Here is a 15,988-nt window from a genome sequence, read left to right on the forward strand (position 1 = left end):
TGTAATTCGCCATACTCTCAAGAGAAAAGCCCCCGCACCAGGGCAGGGGCTCGTTTAGCTTCGTTCCAATACAATGTTACTCGTTCTAGTACAATGTTGCTATATTCAAGGCTAGTAACCCTATTATTTAGAGATCGTTGCTACGGCACCGGCACCAACTGTACGGCCGCCTTCACGAATGGAGAACTTAGTTCCTTCTTCAATCGCAATTGGGCTGATCAGTTGAACAGTAACCGTAATGTTGTCACCAGGCATAACCATTTCGGAACCTTCTGGCAGCGTGATGATACCTGTTACGTCAGTTGTACGGAAGTAGAACTGCGGACGGTATCCAGTGAAGAAAGGTTTGTGACGTCCACCCTCTTCTTTAGTCAAAACGTAGATTTGAGCAGAGAATTCTGTATGCGGGTTAACAGAACCTGGCTTAGCCAATACTTGACCACGCTCGATTTGTGCACGATCTACACCGCGAAGCAGTGCGCCGATGTTGTCACCAGCTTGAGCGGAATCAAGCAATTTGCGGAACATTTCCACGCCTGTTACTACGGATTTACGGGACTCTTCTTGAATACCGATAATTTCGATTTCGTCGCCCACTTTAACAGTACCACGCTCTACACGGCCTGTAGCAACTGTACCACGGCCAGTGATGGAGAATACGTCCTCGACAGGCATAAGGAAAGGCTTGTCAGTGTCGCGTTCTGGAGTTGGGATGTAAGTGTCGATTGTTTCGAACATTTCAACGATTTTCTTAGCCCAGTCGCCTTCTGGGTTTTGCAATGCTTCACGAGCGGAACCACGAGTGATTGGAGTGTCGTCGCCTGGGAATTCGTACTCGCTCAGCAAGTCGCGAACTTCCATTTCAACCAGTTCCAACAGCTCTTCGTCTTCAACCATGTCGCATTTGTTCAGGAATACAACAATGTAAGGAACGCCTACTTGACGGGACAACAGGATGTGTTCGCGAGTTTGTGGCATTGGGCCGTCAGCTGCGGATACAACCAGAATCGCTCCGTCCATTTGTGCAGCACCAGTGATCATGTTTTTAACATAGTCGGCGTGACCTGGGCAGTCAACGTGTGCATAGTGACGGTTAGGTGTTTCGTATTCCACGTGTGCTGTGGAGATTGTGATACCGCGTTCGCGCTCTTCTGGAGCTTTGTCGATTTGGTCGAATGCTACAGCAGCACCACCGTAAGTTTTGGACAATACAGTTGTGATTGCTGCAGTCAGAGTTGTTTTACCATGGTCAACGTGACCAATAGTACCGATATTAACGTGCGGTTTTGTACGTTCAAACTTAGCCTTTGCCATTTGAACAATTCCTCCTCAATAACTTAATTTATTTTTTTGCTGCCGGATACCATTCGGTAACCCTTATGTATACCGGGCAGCTAATACACTGTATTACTCGCCGCCTTTGGTTTTGGCAACGATCTCTTCGGCAATGCTCTTCGGAACTTCTTCATAATGATGAAGTTCCATGGAGAACACACCGCGTCCTTGTGTACCGGAACGGAGTGTAGTCGAGTATCCAAACATTTCGGACAATGGTACCATTGCACGAATGATTTGGGCACCGCCACGGGAATCCATACCTTCAATCCGGCCACGACGGGAGTTCAACATACCCATTACATCACCCATGTATTCCTCCGGAACCGTTACTTCAACTTTCATAATCGGCTCAAGCAATACAGGTTTACATTTGTCTTTCGCTGCTTTCAGCGCCATCGAACCGGCAATTTTAAATGCCATTTCGTTGGAATCGACATCATGGTATGATCCATCCACGATTGTAGCTTTAACGTCTACAAGCGGGAAGCCTGCCAGGACACCGTTTTTCATTTGCTCTTCAATACCAGCAAGTGCAGGTCCGATGTATTCTCTTGGAACAGAGCCACCGACAACTTTGCTTTCAAACTGGCTGCCAGTACCTGCTTCGAGTGGTTCGAACTCAACCCATACATGACCGTATTGACCACGACCACCGGATTGACGAACAAACTTACCTTCCACACGTGCTGGAGCGCGGAATGTTTCACGGTACGCTACCTGTGGTTTACCCACATTGGTTTCCACTTTGAACTCACGACGCATACGGTCGATGATAATGTCCAAGTGAAGCTCACCCATACCTGCCAAGATGGTTTGACCCGTTTCTTCGTTAGTAGAAGCGCGAAGAGTTGGATCTTCTTCAGTCAACTTGCCGAGAGCAACTGCCATTTTGTCTTGGTCAGCTTTGGTCTTAGGCTCAACCGCGATTTCGATAACCGGATCAGGGAAATTCATGGATTCGAGAATAACAGGATGCTTCTCATCACACAGTGTATCACCTGTACCTGTATCTTTCAAACCTACGGCTGCCGCAATATCACCAGAGTAAACTTCAGTGATTTCTTGACGGCTGTTCGCGTGCATTTGAAGAATACGTCCGATACGTTCGCGTTTGCCCTTTGTTGCATTCAATACGTATGAACCGGATTGAAGCACACCGGAGTATACGCGGAAGAATGTCAACTTACCAACGTAAGGGTCCGTCATAATTTTGAAGGCCAATGCGGAGAACGGCTCTTCATCAGAAGAATGACGTTCAACTTCTGTGCCATCTTCCAGATGCCCTTGGATACTTGGTACATCAATAGGAGCTGGCAGATAGTCAACAACAGCATCCAACATCAATTGAACGCCTTTGTTGCGGTAAGAAGATCCACAGATAACCGGGAAGATCTTAACTTCTACAACACCTTTACGGAGAGCGGCTTTGATTTCTTCAACAGAAATCTCTTCACCTTCCAGGTATTTCATAGTCAAATCTTCGTCCAGTTCAGCAACCTTCTCGATCAATTCATTGCGAAGTTCTTCGACTTGATCTTTGAATTCCGCAGGAATTTCGGTTTCTTCGATATCTTGACCAAGGTCATCTTTGTACATATAGGCCTTTTGTCCAACGATATCAATAATACCTAAAAAGTCATTTTCAGCGCCGATTGGCAATTGAATCGCAACTGCGTTCGCTTGAAGGCGATCACGCATGTCGGATACAACATTCAAGAAGTCAGCACCAATGATATCCATTTTGTTTACATATGCGATCCGTGGAACGCCGTAGCGGTCAGCCTGTCTCCATACGGTTTCGGACTGAGGCTCAACGCCTTCTTTCGCACTGAAAACACCAACTGCTCCGTCCAATACACGAAGGGAACGTTCAACTTCAACAGTGAAGTCAACGTGCCCCGGGGTATCGATGATATTGACGCGGTGACCTTTCCAAGCAGCGGTTGTAGCAGCGGAAGTAATCGTGATTCCGCGCTCCTGTTCTTGTTCCATCCAGTCCATTGTCGCAGCACCTTCGTGAACTTCACCGATTTTGTGCGTACGGCCTGTGTAGAACAATATCCGTTCTGTTGTGGTTGTTTTACCCGCGTCAATATGGGCCATGATCCCGATATTACGTGTATTTTTCAAGGAGAACTCTCTTGCCATGAAATGGGTCTCCCTTCAAAATTGAAGTTATTTTTTTTAGCTGAATCCTACCAACGATAGTGTGCAAACGCTTTGTTCGCTTCAGCCATTTTGTGTGTGTCTTCACGTTTTTTCACGGAAGCGCCTGTGTTGTTGGAAGCGTCGATAATCTCAGCTGCCAAACGCTCTTCCATTGTTTTCTCACCGCGGCTGCGGGAGTAATTTACGAGCCAACGTAATCCCAGGGACGTACGTCTTTCTGGTTTTACCTCGATTGGTACTTGGTAGTTGGCACCGCCGACACGGCGAGCTTTAACTTCCAGGACTGGCATGATATTCTTGATAGCTGCTTCAAAAACTTCCATTGGGTCATTCCCCGTACGTTCTTGGATAAGCTTGAACGCATTGTACAGAATGCTTTGAGCAACGCCTCGTTTTCCGTCGAGCATGATGCGGTTGATCAAACGGGTAACCAACTTGCTGTTGTACACCGGATCTGGCAACACGTCTCTTTTGGTAACTGGACCTTTGCGTGGCATGGATATCCCCCTTTCTTACATGTTAAACCTGCATAAGCGGTTTATATTCATTAGGATTTTTTAGCTTTAGGGCGTTTTGCGCCATATTTGGAACGAGCTTGCATGCGGTTGTTTACGCCTGCAGTATCCAAAGCACCGCGAACGATGTGGTAACGCACACCCGGAAGGTCTTTTACACGACCGCCACGAATCAGCACGACGCTGTGTTCCTGAAGGTTATGTCCAATACCTGGAATGTAAGCAGTCACCTCTACACGGTTCGTCAAACGAACACGGGCATATTTACGAAGTGCGGAGTTCGGTTTTTTCGGAGTCATTGTACCTACACGAGTGCACACTCCACGTTTTTGCGGGGCACTGATATCGGTAGCTTCACGTTTCAAGGCGTTAAAACCTTTTTGCAAAGCTGGTGATTTCGATTTCTCGATTTTGGCTTGACGTCCTTTACGAACCAGTTGGTTAATAGTTGGCATGTTGGTTGCCACCCCCTTCCTCAATTTCTGCTGTTACTTTACAAACCTTTTTCTAAGCCCACAGACCCAGGCGGTTCATAAAAGAACAAATGAAAAGTCTTTGCCGGCCAGAATAAAATTCCATAGACAAAAACGTTCCTTACCTTATTGTTTTACGATAGCAGCCATTGCCGCTCCCACTTCAATCCCGCATGCAACTCCGAGATTTTTCATTGTGTCTACGAGAGTAACTTTAACTCCCTGCTTGTTGCACAAAGCAATGATATTGGAAGTGAGACGCTGATCTGCATCTTCTGCCACATATACTTCTGCGGCGAAGCCCAATTCTACCATTCGGATGGTTTGCTTGGTACCGATTTTGACATGAGCATCTTGCAGTCCCTGTTCTTTAGACATATCTCATTCCTCCGAAAAGACCTAATAGCATATAGGCTGCTCACGCACCTTTGCTATATTAGCATTGACTATAAGCAATGTCAAGATAATTATCAACTATAATTCATTTAAAAAAAGATAAATCGTTGCATTTTTAGAAAAACACCGAAACTTGCCTGCTGAAGCCTCTAGGGTAAGGCTTCAGCAAGGATAAGATGTTCCGGGCTATTACTATTTTTCTATTACTCAGCCGAAATTGGTTCGAGTCCTTCTGTTGAGGATTGCTCCTCATCCGGTTGGGCAAATCTCACACTACGGTAACGGTTCATACCTGTACCCGCAGGAATCAATTTACCGATAATAACATTCTCTTTCAGACCAAGCAACTGGTCAACCTTGCCTTTAATAGCAGCATCGGTCAGGACACGAGTAGTTTCCTGGAAGGAAGCTGCGGACAAGAAGGAGTCTGTTTCCAGAGAGGCCTTGGTGATACCAAGCAGAACCGGTTTAGCAACCGCTGGCTCTTTGCCGCTGAGAATCGCTATCTTGTTCGCATTTTCATACTCATGCACATCAACAAAAGAGCCTGGAAGCAGCGTTGTGTCACCCGCATCAATGATACGAATTTTACGCAGCATTTGACGAATCATAACTTCCACGTGCTTATCGTTGATTTCTACGCCCTGATTACGGTATACACGCTGAACTTCCTGAAGGATGTAGTTTTGCACCCCGCGAATACCTTTAATACGCAGCATTTCTTTAGGGTCAATTGAACCATCCGTCAGTTCGTCCCCGGCTTCAACAGTCATACCTTCGCTTACACGCAGGCGGGAACCGTAGGTCACCGAGTATGTTTTCGTTTCTGCCTCACCCTGAATATCAATTTCGCGACGGTCTTTACCTTCACGAACTTCTTTAACTACACCGTCAATTTCACTGATGGTTGCCTGACCTTTAGGATTACGTGCTTCGAAAAGCTCCTGAATACGAGGCAAACCTTGCGTAATATCATCACCCGCTACGCCGCCTGTGTGGAACGTACGCATGGTGAGCTGTGTTCCCGGTTCACCGATGGACTGTGCTGCGATAATACCAACTGCTTCACCAATCTCAACGTGTTTACCAGTGGCCAGATTGCGACCGTAGCACTTTTTGCAGACGCCGTGTTTGGCGCGGCAGCTTAGTACTGAACGGATTTGAACCTTATCGACTCCAGCTTTAACAATCGCTTCAGCTTTGTTGGAGTCAATCAGTTCATTACGTCTAGCCAAAATCTCGTCGGTCTCTGGATGGCGCACCGTTTCAAAGCAATAACGACCTTCCAGGCGATCGTACAGGTCCTCAATCACTTCTTTGCCGTCCTGGATACGACTTACTGTAAAGCCTTTATCCGTTCCGCAGTCATCTTCGCGCACGATAACATCCTGCGCCACATCAACAAGCCGGCGAGTCAGGTAACCGGAGTCAGCTGTACGCAGCGCCGTATCGGCCAAACCTTTACGCGCTCCGTGAGTGGAGATGAAGTACTCGAGTACGGTCAGACCTTCACGGAAGTTCGATTTGATTGGGAGCTCGATAATACGACCGGATGGGTTCGCCATCAGACCACGCATCCCACCAAGCTGGGTAATCTGCGATTTGTTACCCCGCGCCTTGGAGTCCACCATCATCATGATGGAATTGTATCGATCCATGGACTTCATCAAAATGTCTGTAATATCGTCTTTGGCTTTGGACCAGATATCAATAATCCGGTCATAGCGCTCCTCGTTTGTTATCAAACCACGACGGTACTGATTGGTTACAACCTGGGCCTTATCGTCGGAATTTTTAAGAATATCCTGTTTCTCTTTAGGTACAACAACGTCTGCCACAGCAACAGTCACACCCGCACGAGTGGAATACGTAAAACCAAGCTGCTTGATTTTATCCAGAATTACGGCTGTTTCGGTTGTATGGTAAATCTCAAAACAACGGGCGATGATATTACCAAGGTAATCCTTACCCACACCGCTAGCTTGCGGAGCGTTTTGAATAGCTTCTGTAAGGTTTACACCCTTCTCGTAAACAAAGAATTCCTCGGCAGTACCATAAAGCAGGTTTGCACGGGTAGCATCATTGATGTACGGGAAGCTTGCCGGGAAAATCTCGTTAAAGATAATTTTACCCACCGTTGTAATCAGCATTGCATCCTGTTGTTTCTCTGTAAAGCTCGTTTTATTCAACGCCTTAACCGGAATAGCTACACGAGCATGCAAGCCCGCTGTACCCCGTTGGTAGGCCGAAATAGCCTCATTCGGATTGCGAAGAATCATGTTACTTCCTTTTTCTTCCTTGTTGTCCATCGTCAAATAGAAGGAACCAAGTACCATATCCTGGGAAGGAGTAACAACTGGCTTACCGTCTTTTGGATTCAAAATGTTACCGGATGCCAGCATGAGCAGACGGGCTTCTGCCTGAGCTTCCGCAGACAACGGAACGTGAACCGCCATTTGGTCACCATCAAAGTCGGCATTATATGCTGTACATACGAGCGGATGCAGGCGAATCGCACGACCTTCAACCAGGATCGGTTCAAAAGCTTGGATACCCAGTCTGTGCAGCGTAGGGGCACGGTTAAGAAGAACCGGATGCTCCTTGATTACTTCTTCGAGTACATCCCATACCTCTGCACTCACACGCTCCACTTTACGCTTCGCGCTCTTGATGTTATGTGCCAGGCCTTTGTTCACAAGCTCTTTCATAACAAAAGGTTTAAACAGCTCCAGCGCCATTTCTTTCGGCAAACCGCATTGGTACATTTTCAAGTACGGACCTACAACGATAACGGAACGGCCAGAGTAGTCAACACGTTTTCCAAGCAAGTTTTGACGGAAACGACCTTGTTTACCTTTCAGCATGTGGCTGAGGGATTTCAATGGACGGTTACCCGGACCTGTAACAGGACGACCACGACGACCATTATCAATCAGAGCGTCAACAGCTTCCTGCAACATCCGTTTTTCATTTTGTACGATAATATCTGGTGCGCCCAAATCCAGCAGGCGTTTCAGACGGTTATTACGATTGATAACACGACGGTACAGGTCATTCAAGTCAGAGGTGGCAAAACGTCCACCATCCAGCTGTACCATTGGACGAAGCTCAGGAGGAATAACAGGCAGCACGTCCATGATCATCCAATCCGGCTGATTACCAGAGTTGCGGAATGCCTCGATCACTTCAAGACGTTTGATGGCACGGTTACGACGCTGGCCTTGAGCCGTACGCAGCTCTTCTTTGAGGAATTCCAGTTCTTTATCGATATCCAAGTCCTGAAGAAGCTTTTTAACTGCTTCAGCACCCATACCTGCTTGGAATCCGTAGCCGTACTTTTCACGGTAACTGCGATATTCTTTTTCGGAAAGAAGTTGCTTTTTCTCCAGCGGCGTATCTCCTGGATCAGTTACAACATAAGATGCGAAGTAGATGATCTCTTCGAGAGATCTTGGAGACATATCAAGAGCCAGACCCATACGGCTTGGAATACCTTTGAAGTACCAAATGTGCGATACAGGGGCAGCCAGCTCGATGTGTCCCATACGCTCGCGGCGTACCTTAGCACGAGTAACTTCTACACCACAACGGTCACAGACAACACCTTTATAGCGTACACGTTTGTACTTGCCGCAATGACATTCCCAATCTTTCGTAGGTCCAAAAATTTTCTCGCAAAATAGTCCTTCTTTTTCCGGTTTAAGTGTACGATAGTTAATCGTCTCCGGTTTTTTGACTTCTCCGCGGGACCAAGAACGAATTTTTTCGGGGGAAGCAAGCCCGATTTTCATATATTCGAAATTGTTGACGTCCAACAAGGAGCAACCCTCCTTAACCAAATCCTGAGTTTTTAGGTTTGATACCGCCCGGCATAACCGGGCGGTATCAAGAAGCCCATTCCATCCTCGAATGGATCAAGGCATATAACAAAGCTGTTATGATTCAGTCAGCGATCAGACTACTCTACACCAACCTCAGAGCCTTCCAGATTCAAACTCAGCTTATCGCCGGTTGAGTCATCTTCGTCATCAAGCTCTCTCATTTCAATCTCTTGTTCGTCTTCGGACAGAATCTTCACGTCCATCCCCAAGCTTTGCAGCTCTTTGATCAAGACCTTGAAGGATTCAGGCACACCCGGTTCAGGCACATTTTCACCTTTGACGATGGATTCATAAGTTTTAACACGGCCAACCACATCATCGGATTTCACAGTCAAAATTTCCTGAAGCGTGTACGCTGCGCCATAGGCTTCCAGCGCCCATACTTCCATCTCCCCGAAACGCTGACCACCGAATTGAGCTTTACCGCCCAATGGCTGCTGAGTAACAAGAGAGTAAGGACCCGTGGAACGGGCATGGATTTTATCGTCAACCATGTGCGCCAGTTTGATCATGTGCATGACACCCACAGTAACTTCACGTTCAAAACGATCCCCTGTACGTCCGTCATACAACACAGTTTTACCATTGCGCTGCATGCCTGCTTCTTCCATCGTATCAAATACGTCATATTCCTTGGCACCATCGAATACTGGCGTAGCCACATGAATACCAAGACGCATTGCGGCCATACCCAGATGGACTTCGAGCACCTGTCCGATATTCATCCGTGAAGGAACGCCCAGTGGGTTCAGAACGACCTGTACCGGCGTACCATCCGGCAGGAATGGCATATCTTCCTCAGGCAAGATCCTGGCAACGACACCCTTGTTACCGTGACGTCCAGCCATTTTATCGCCTTCGGAAATTTTACGTTTTTGAGCAATGTACACACGCACCAGCTGGTTTACGCCCGGTGGCAGCTCATCGCCATTTTCACGGGTAAACACTTTAACATCTACAACGATCCCGTCAGTTCCGTGGGGAACTCTCAAGGAAGTGTCGCGAACCTCGCGTGCTTTTTCACCAAAGATTGCATGCAAGAGACGCTCTTCAGCCGTCAATTCAGTCACACCCTTAGGTGTTACTTTACCAACGAGAATGTCACCTGCGGCAATCTCAGCACCAATGCGAATGATTCCGCGCTCATCCAGATTGCGAAGCGCTTCTTCACCGACATTCGGAATATCACGCGTGATTTCCTCCGGTCCGAGCTTCGTATCGCGGGCTTCGGATTCGTATTCCTCGATATGGATCGAGGTATATACGTCCTCTTTAACCAGCTTCTCGCTAAGCAAGATCGCATCCTCGTAGTTGTAACCTTCCCAAGTCATGAAGGCTACGACAACGTTACGTCCCAATGCCAGCTCGCCCATCTCCGTGGAAGGACCATCTGCAAGAATATCGCCAACTTTGACAATATCGCCTCTGTTCACGATTGGACGCTGGTTGATGCATGTTCCTTGGTTAGAACGCATAAATTTGTGTAATTTATACTTAACAATGTCGCCTTTTACTTCAGCGCCATCCACAGTTTCAATCCGACGCAGCCAAATTTCGTTGGCCGAAGAACGTTCGATAACCCCGTTGTATTTGGACACAACACAAACACCGGAATCTTTTGCAGACTTATGTTCCATTCCTGTTCCAACCAAAGGTGCCTTTGGAATCAGAAGCGGGACAGCCTGCCGTTGCATGTTGGAACCCATCAATGCGCGGTTAGAGTCATCGTTCTCCAGGAACGGAATCAGTGCAGTCGCCACCGATACGACCTGTTTAGGCGATACGTCCATGTAATCAACACGGCTACTAGCCATTGGAATAATGTTATCAGACTGCTTGTTATAGCGGACGATGACGATTTCATCCTTGAAGGTGTTTTCCTCCGTCAATTCCGCATTTGCCTGAGCTACGATGTAGTTATCTTCCTCATCGGCAGTCAGGTAATCAATCTGGTCTGTAACTTTTCCGGTCTTCGGATCTACCCAACGATATGGGGCTTCGATAAACCCGTATTCATTGATACGCGCAAACGTAGACAAGGAGTTAATCAAACCGATGTTTGGTCCCTCCGGCGTCTCGATAGGACACATACGGCCGTAGTGACTCGGATGGACGTCACGTACTTCCATGCCCGCGCGTTCGCGTGTCAAACCGCCAGGACCGAGTGCGGACAGACGACGCTTGTGCGTTAGTTCAGCAAGCGGGTTCGTCTGGTCCATAAACTGGGACAATTGGGAGCTGCCAAAAAACTCTTTTATCGAAGCGATAACCGGACGGATGTTAATCAGCGCCTGTGGCGTAATTACATTGGCATCCTGAATCGACATTCTTTCGCGTACCACGCGTTCCATACGGGACAACCCGATACGAAACTGGTTCTGAAGCAGCTCACCTACAGAACGCAAACGACGGTTGCCCAAGTGATCAATATCGTCTGTGCTGCCGATTCCGTGAAGCAAGTTAATAAAATAACTGATGGAGGAAATAATATCGGCAGGCGTGATATGTTTCACCGATTTATCAATATTTCCGTTAGCAATCAGTTTTACGACCTTGCCATCCTCAATCGGCGAGAATACGTCAATCGTTTGAAGCGGAATATCATTGCTTTCCAGTACGCCGCTGGCAACATGATACGTACGGTGTCCTACCGACGCCTCCAGTTGAGGCAAAATCTCGTCCAACAAGCGCCGATCTACCATTTGCCCTGCTTCAGCGATGATTTCACCGGTTGTTGTATCAATCAGAGTCTCAGCAAGACGTAGATTGAATAGACGGTTTTTGATGTGAAGCTTTTTGTTGATTTTGTAACGGCCTACGTTGGCCAGATCATAACGTTTTGGATCAAAGAAGCGTGCAACGAGCAAGCTCTTTGCATTTTCCAGTGTAGGCGGCTCACCCGGACGAAGACGCTCATAAATTTCGATCAGCGCTTTTTCGGTAGAGTCGGTATTGTCTTTATCAAGCGTGTTGCGGATATATTCGTCATTGCCGAGCAAATCCAGAATCTCAGCATCAGTGCCAAAACCAAGCGCACGCAGCAACACCGTAACCGGAATTTTACGAGTACGGTCAATCCGGACATAGATAATATCCTTCGCATCCATCTCCAGCTCAAGCCAAGCTCCCCGGTTAGGAATTACCGTTGCGGTGTATGTTGTTTTCGCATTCTTGTCGACTTTTGTGCTGAAATAGACGCTGGGAGAGCGAACCAACTGGCTGACAATAACCCGTTCCGCACCGTTAATAATAAACGTACCCGTTTCAGTCATCAGCGGGAAGTCTCCCATGAACACTTCCTGCTCTTTCACTTCCCCGGTTTCTTTATTAATAAGCCGGACTTTTACCCGAAGCGGTGCTGCATACGTTACGTCGCGTTCTTTTGCGTCGTCAACGGTATATTTAGGTTCTCCGAGAGAGTAATCAATAAACTCCAGAATCAGGTTTCCTGTGAAATCCTGAATTGGAGAAATATCCCGAAACATCTCCCGTAATCCTTCCTCCAAAAACCAGTCGTAGGATTTTTGTTGGATTTCAATCAGGTTCGGAACCTCGAGTACCTCATTGATGCGTGCATAACTGCGCCGAGTGCGTCGACCATATTGAACAAGATGTCCTGCCAACTTAAACTCACCCCTCATGTCTACTCACTTTAAAAATACATTGCGAACCTCTGTTTGTGACCTTATAATAAGACACATACAGAAGATTTGATTCACAAATACAGAAAAGCTCTTACTCGAATGCATTCGAAAAAAGAGCCCGTATTTGCAAAATCTTCTTGCCGGAAGATCTTCATTACTTGCAGATTTGCCCAAAATGATTATATTATACGTAATAGGGATGCTTCCTATACCTTCTACGCATAAAGCTATTGACATTTCAATAAACTAAAGTCATGGAGGGCATCCTAATACTGACATTTTATAATAATATCATATACCAGGATTCAAGTCAATGGTCCTATTGCTTTTTTCTAAAATTTTTTTCAGCTTTTAAAATCCGATACCCCTTATCCTTTGTAACTTCCTCCACAGAACCGAAAAGAGTCTCTATTTTGGCACTCGCCGATGGAGCTCCTTGCTTTTTCTGAATGACCACCCACAAAGCTCCACCTTCGTTTAAGTGCTCATAAGCCAGCTCAAAAATGGCATGTACCGTTTCTTTCCCTGCACGTATCGGCGGATTCGTCAAAACCACGTCAAAACGCTCATGTTTCACTTCTGCGAACAAATCACTCTGCTGAATAGTGACATTTGTAATCCCATTTCGTTCCGCATTCTCTTTTGCCAGTTCAACAGCTCGCTCGTTAATATCAATCATGGTCACGTGACCCTCTGGCACAAGCGCTGCCGCCGCTAATCCAATCGGACCGTACCCGCATCCGACATCCAGCACCGAAGCCTGCACAGGGAGCTGCATCACTTCAATCAGCACACGGCTGCCGTAATCAATTCCCTGCTTTGAGAAAACACCCGCATCGCTGGCAAAGTGGTATGTGCGCCCCCGCAGCACTGTCTCCAGATTCCGCCGTTCATGCACGGCCTCCGGCCGTTTCGAGTAGTAATGATCAGCCATTCATGACCACCTCTTTCGCTTGTAATACCATCATAGCCTTTATTTTCACGTTTCAGACATCATGGCACTCCACTGGTACTACCGTTTTACAGCAACAAACCCCTTGAAGATCACCTCAAGGGGTTTGTTTAAAAAAGCACATTATCTGCTAGATAGCAGTAATTATTTTACTTCTACAGAAGCGCCTGCTTCTTCCAATTTTGCTTTAATGGATTCAGCTTCTTCTTTACCCACTTTTTCTTTCAGTGGTTTTGGAGCGTTGTCAACCAGTTCTTTTGCTTCTTTCAGGCCAAGACCTGTGATTTCGCGAACTGCTTTGATAACGTTGATTTTGGAAGCGCCAGCGCTTGCCAGGATTACGTCAAACTCGGATTGCTCAGCCTCAGCTGCACCACCTGCTGCGCCACCTACTACAGCTACTGGAGCTGCTGCAGTTACGCCGAATTCTTCTTCGATTGCTTTCACGAGATCGTTCAGTTCCAAAACGGACATACCTTTAATTGCTTCCAAGATTTGCTCTTTACTCATGGTTGAACCTCCATTTAATTTCGTATTTTTGTTCTTAACTTCTATACAGCAAGTACAATTCCTACCTTAAGCGCTTTGCTCTTCTTTTTCCGCAACAGCTTTAACTGCAAGCGCGAAGTTGCGCATAGGAGCTTGAAGCACGCTGAGGAGCATGGAGAGGAGACCTTCGCGGGATGGCAGTTCTGCCAGCGCCTTGATTTCCTCAACACCGATAACACGACCTTCTACAACCGCACCTTTCAGTTCCAGCGCATTGTTTTTCTTAGCGAAATCGTTCAAGATTTTAGCTGCAGACACAGCATCATCTTTACCAAACGCTACTGCAGTAGGACCTGTCAATACTGCGTCCAGTTCAGTCAACTCTGCTGCCGCAGTTGCCCGGCGGAGCAGTGTGTTTTTCAGCACTTGAAATTCGATTCCGGCTTCGCGAAGCTGCTTACGCAGCTCAGTTACTTCGGCAACGTTCAGACCGCGATAATCAGCAACCACAGTTGTTACGCTCTCGCGCAGTTTTGCAGCTACTGCTTCCACAGCCTCTTGTTTTGCTTGAATCACCTTTGCATTTGCCAAACTGTACACCTCCTGATCAATTTATTCGCTTTGTTCAAAAAAAACATTCTGTTAATCTCACAAAGCTGCTTTCATAGGCATGAAAAAAGCCTCCGTAGAGTACGAAGGCTTGATAAATCCACATGAACGGGGATTACCCGTCACACGAAACGTTCTATCATAACACCTCGGTAGGAAATTAAGCTCGAAAGCACCTACTGTCTACGGTAAGCATATTCAACTTTAACGGTCAGTCACAAGGACTCACAACTTTTACAGAATAACAAATTGGATTAAACGTGTCAATCAAAATATTATCTATAAACAGATGCGTTCACACGTGCACTTGGTCCCATCGTCGAAGAAATAGCGATGTTTTTCAGGTATACACCTTTAGCAGCCGCTGGTTTCGCACGGTTCAGGGCATCAATCAAGGCTTTAAGATTCTCGTTCAGTTGTTCAGCACTGAAGGAAGCTTTGCCGATTGGCGCGTGAATTTGACCTGCTTTGTCGAGACGGTATTCGATTTTACCGGCTTTAATTTCTTGAACAGCCTTGGCAACGTCGAAAGTTACTGTGCCCGCTTTAGGGTTAGGCATCAAACCTTTACCACCAAGCAAACGACCCAGTTTACCAACCTCACTCATCATATCAGGTGTCGCAACGCAGACGTCGAACTCGAACCAGCCTTGTTGAATTTTGTTGATCATATCTTGATCACCAACAAAATCAGCGCCAGCCGCTTCCGCTTCTTTCACTTTGTCACCTTTTGCAAATACCAGAACGCGTTGTGTTTTACCTGTACCATGCGGCAGGACAACAACACCACGAACAGCCTGGTCTTGTTTACGGGCATCTACACCCAGACGAACTGCTGCTTCAACGGTTTCGTCGAATTTAGCAGTTGCAGCCTTTTTCACCAGTTCAACGGCTTCCAAAGGCTCATAAGTCGCTTCGCTATTAATCAGCTTGGCAGCTTCCAGGTACTTCTTACCATGTTTAGCCATTATGTTTTCCTCCTTATGTGGTATTAGCGGATATTCCTCCCACACTTACCGGACAGCCGTACTGCCGGCACATGTAGATTAATAAAATTAATCTACGATGGTGATACCCATGCTGCGAGCAGTACCTTCAACCATACGCATTGCTGCTTCTACAGAAGCTGCGTTAAGGTCAGGCATTTTTTGCTCTGCAATTTGACGAACAGTAGCGCGATTTACAGTTGCAACTTTCGTTTTATTCGGTTCACCGGAACCTTTTTCGATTTTAGCAGCAACTTTCAGCAGAACAGCAGCCGGTGGAGTTTTGGTGATGAACGTGAAAGAACGATCCTCAAATACCGAAATTTCAACCGGGATAATCAGGCCTGCTTGATCAGCAGTACGAGCATTGAACTCTTTACAGAATGCCATGATGTTGACACCTGCTTGACCCAAGGCTGGACCTACTGGAGGCGCTGGATTAGCTTTCCCTGCAGGGATCTGCAGTTTTACCATTTTAATTACCTTTTTTGCCATGGATGACACCTCCTTGACTCAATAGTGGTAGACGGACCCTA

Annotated in this window: 12 protein-coding genes and 1 other annotated feature; all 12 genes read right to left on the reverse strand. The window is 46.8% G+C overall.

What is annotated here, in order from left to right; genetic code table 11:
• Nucleotides 1–123: 123 nt before the first annotated feature.
• The 12 genes from tuf to rplK all read right to left on the reverse strand — a co-directional run bounded on the left by tuf (nucleotide 124) and on the right by rplK (nucleotide 15,947).
• Nucleotides 124–1,314 (reverse strand): elongation factor Tu, encoded by a 1,191-nt coding sequence (tuf, locus tag JO375_RS00575; protein ID WP_229522643.1) that lies wholly within the window; start codon nucleotides 1,312–1,314, stop codon nucleotides 124–126.
• 93 nt (nucleotides 1,315–1,407) lie between these two features.
• The gene (fusA, locus tag JO375_RS00580) at nucleotides 1,408–3,486 is read right to left on the reverse strand and encodes an elongation factor G (protein WP_229522644.1); all 2,079 of its coding nucleotides are present in this window, start codon (nucleotides 3,484–3,486) and stop codon (nucleotides 1,408–1,410) included.
• Nucleotides 3,487–3,533: 47 nt separating this feature from the next.
• On the reverse strand, nucleotides 3,534–4,004 hold the full coding sequence (gene rpsG, locus JO375_RS00585; RefSeq protein WP_229522645.1) for a 30S ribosomal protein S7: 471 nt from the start codon (nucleotides 4,002–4,004) through the stop codon (nucleotides 3,534–3,536).
• A 50-nt stretch (nucleotides 4,005–4,054) separates the two neighbouring features.
• Nucleotides 4,055–4,477 (reverse strand): 30S ribosomal protein S12, encoded by a 423-nt coding sequence (gene rpsL / locus JO375_RS00590; RefSeq protein ID WP_007432587.1) that lies wholly within the window; start codon nucleotides 4,475–4,477, stop codon nucleotides 4,055–4,057.
• 144 nt (nucleotides 4,478–4,621) lie between these two features.
• Entirely contained in the window at nucleotides 4,622–4,873 is a 252-nt protein-coding gene (locus JO375_RS00595) for a ribosomal L7Ae/L30e/S12e/Gadd45 family protein (protein WP_229522646.1), read from the reverse strand.
• 221 nt (nucleotides 4,874–5,094) lie between these two features.
• Nucleotides 5,095–8,709: a DNA-directed RNA polymerase subunit beta' gene (gene rpoC, locus JO375_RS00600; RefSeq protein WP_229522647.1), complete on the reverse strand. Its 3,615-nt coding sequence runs from the start codon at nucleotides 8,707–8,709 to the stop codon at nucleotides 5,095–5,097.
• Between the two features lie 140 nt (nucleotides 8,710–8,849).
• Nucleotides 8,850–12,395 (reverse strand): DNA-directed RNA polymerase subunit beta, encoded by a 3,546-nt coding sequence (gene rpoB, locus JO375_RS00605; protein ID WP_229522648.1) that lies wholly within the window; start codon nucleotides 12,393–12,395, stop codon nucleotides 8,850–8,852.
• A 340-nt stretch (nucleotides 12,396–12,735) separates the two neighbouring features.
• On the reverse strand, nucleotides 12,736–13,350 hold the full coding sequence (locus JO375_RS00610; RefSeq protein ID WP_229522649.1) for a class I SAM-dependent methyltransferase: 615 nt from the start codon (nucleotides 13,348–13,350) through the stop codon (nucleotides 12,736–12,738).
• A gap of 162 nt (nucleotides 13,351–13,512) precedes the next feature.
• A complete protein-coding gene (rplL, locus tag JO375_RS00615; protein WP_229522650.1) occupies nucleotides 13,513–13,878 on the reverse strand; it encodes a 50S ribosomal protein L7/L12 in 366 nt (121 codons plus the stop codon).
• Nucleotides 13,879–13,944: 66 nt separating this feature from the next.
• Complete coding sequence (gene rplJ, locus JO375_RS00620; protein ID WP_229522651.1) at nucleotides 13,945–14,448, reverse strand: 50S ribosomal protein L10; 504 nt, start codon at nucleotides 14,446–14,448, stop codon at nucleotides 13,945–13,947.
• Nucleotides 14,449–14,521: 73 nt separating this feature from the next.
• Nucleotides 14,522–14,673: a sequence feature (ribosomal protein L10 leader region), on the reverse strand.
• Nucleotides 14,674–14,741: 68 nt separating this feature from the next.
• A complete protein-coding gene (gene rplA / locus JO375_RS00625; protein ID WP_229522652.1) occupies nucleotides 14,742–15,434 on the reverse strand; it encodes a 50S ribosomal protein L1 in 693 nt (230 codons plus the stop codon).
• Nucleotides 15,435–15,521: 87 nt separating this feature from the next.
• The gene (rplK, locus tag JO375_RS00630; RefSeq protein ID WP_229522653.1) at nucleotides 15,522–15,947 is read right to left on the reverse strand and encodes a 50S ribosomal protein L11; all 426 of its coding nucleotides are present in this window, start codon (nucleotides 15,945–15,947) and stop codon (nucleotides 15,522–15,524) included.
• Nucleotides 15,948–15,988 lie beyond the last annotated feature (41 nt).

Origin of the sequence: Paenibacillus farraposensis, from assembly GCF_020736845.1 — a bacterium.
Lineage (GTDB): Bacteria > Bacillota > Bacilli > Paenibacillales > Paenibacillaceae > Paenibacillus > Paenibacillus farraposensis.

Coding starts and splice junctions, on each gene's coding strand:
- rplL (WP_229522650.1), bottom strand. CDS start 13,878: ATGAGTAAAGAGCAAATCTTGGAAGCAATTAAAGGTATGTCCGTTTTG.
- JO375_RS00595 (WP_229522646.1), bottom strand. CDS start 4,873: ATGTCTAAAGAACAGGGACTGCAAGATGCTCATGTCAAAATCGGTACC.
- rpsG (WP_229522645.1), bottom strand. CDS start 4,004: ATGCCACGCAAAGGTCCAGTTACCAAAAGAGACGTGTTGCCAGATCCG.
- fusA (WP_229522644.1), bottom strand. CDS start 3,486: ATGGCAAGAGAGTTCTCCTTGAAAAATACACGTAATATCGGGATCATG.
- rplA (WP_229522652.1), bottom strand. CDS start 15,434: ATGGCTAAACATGGTAAGAAGTACCTGGAAGCTGCCAAGCTGATTAAT.
- tuf (WP_229522643.1), bottom strand. CDS start 1,314: ATGGCAAAGGCTAAGTTTGAACGTACAAAACCGCACGTTAATATCGGT.
- JO375_RS00610 (WP_229522649.1), bottom strand. CDS start 13,350: ATGGCTGATCATTACTACTCGAAACGGCCGGAGGCCGTGCATGAACGG.
- rpsL (WP_007432587.1), bottom strand. CDS start 4,477: ATGCCAACTATTAACCAACTGGTTCGTAAAGGACGTCAAGCCAAAATC.
- rplK (WP_229522653.1), bottom strand. CDS start 15,947: ATGGCAAAAAAGGTAATTAAAATGGTAAAACTGCAGATCCCTGCAGGG.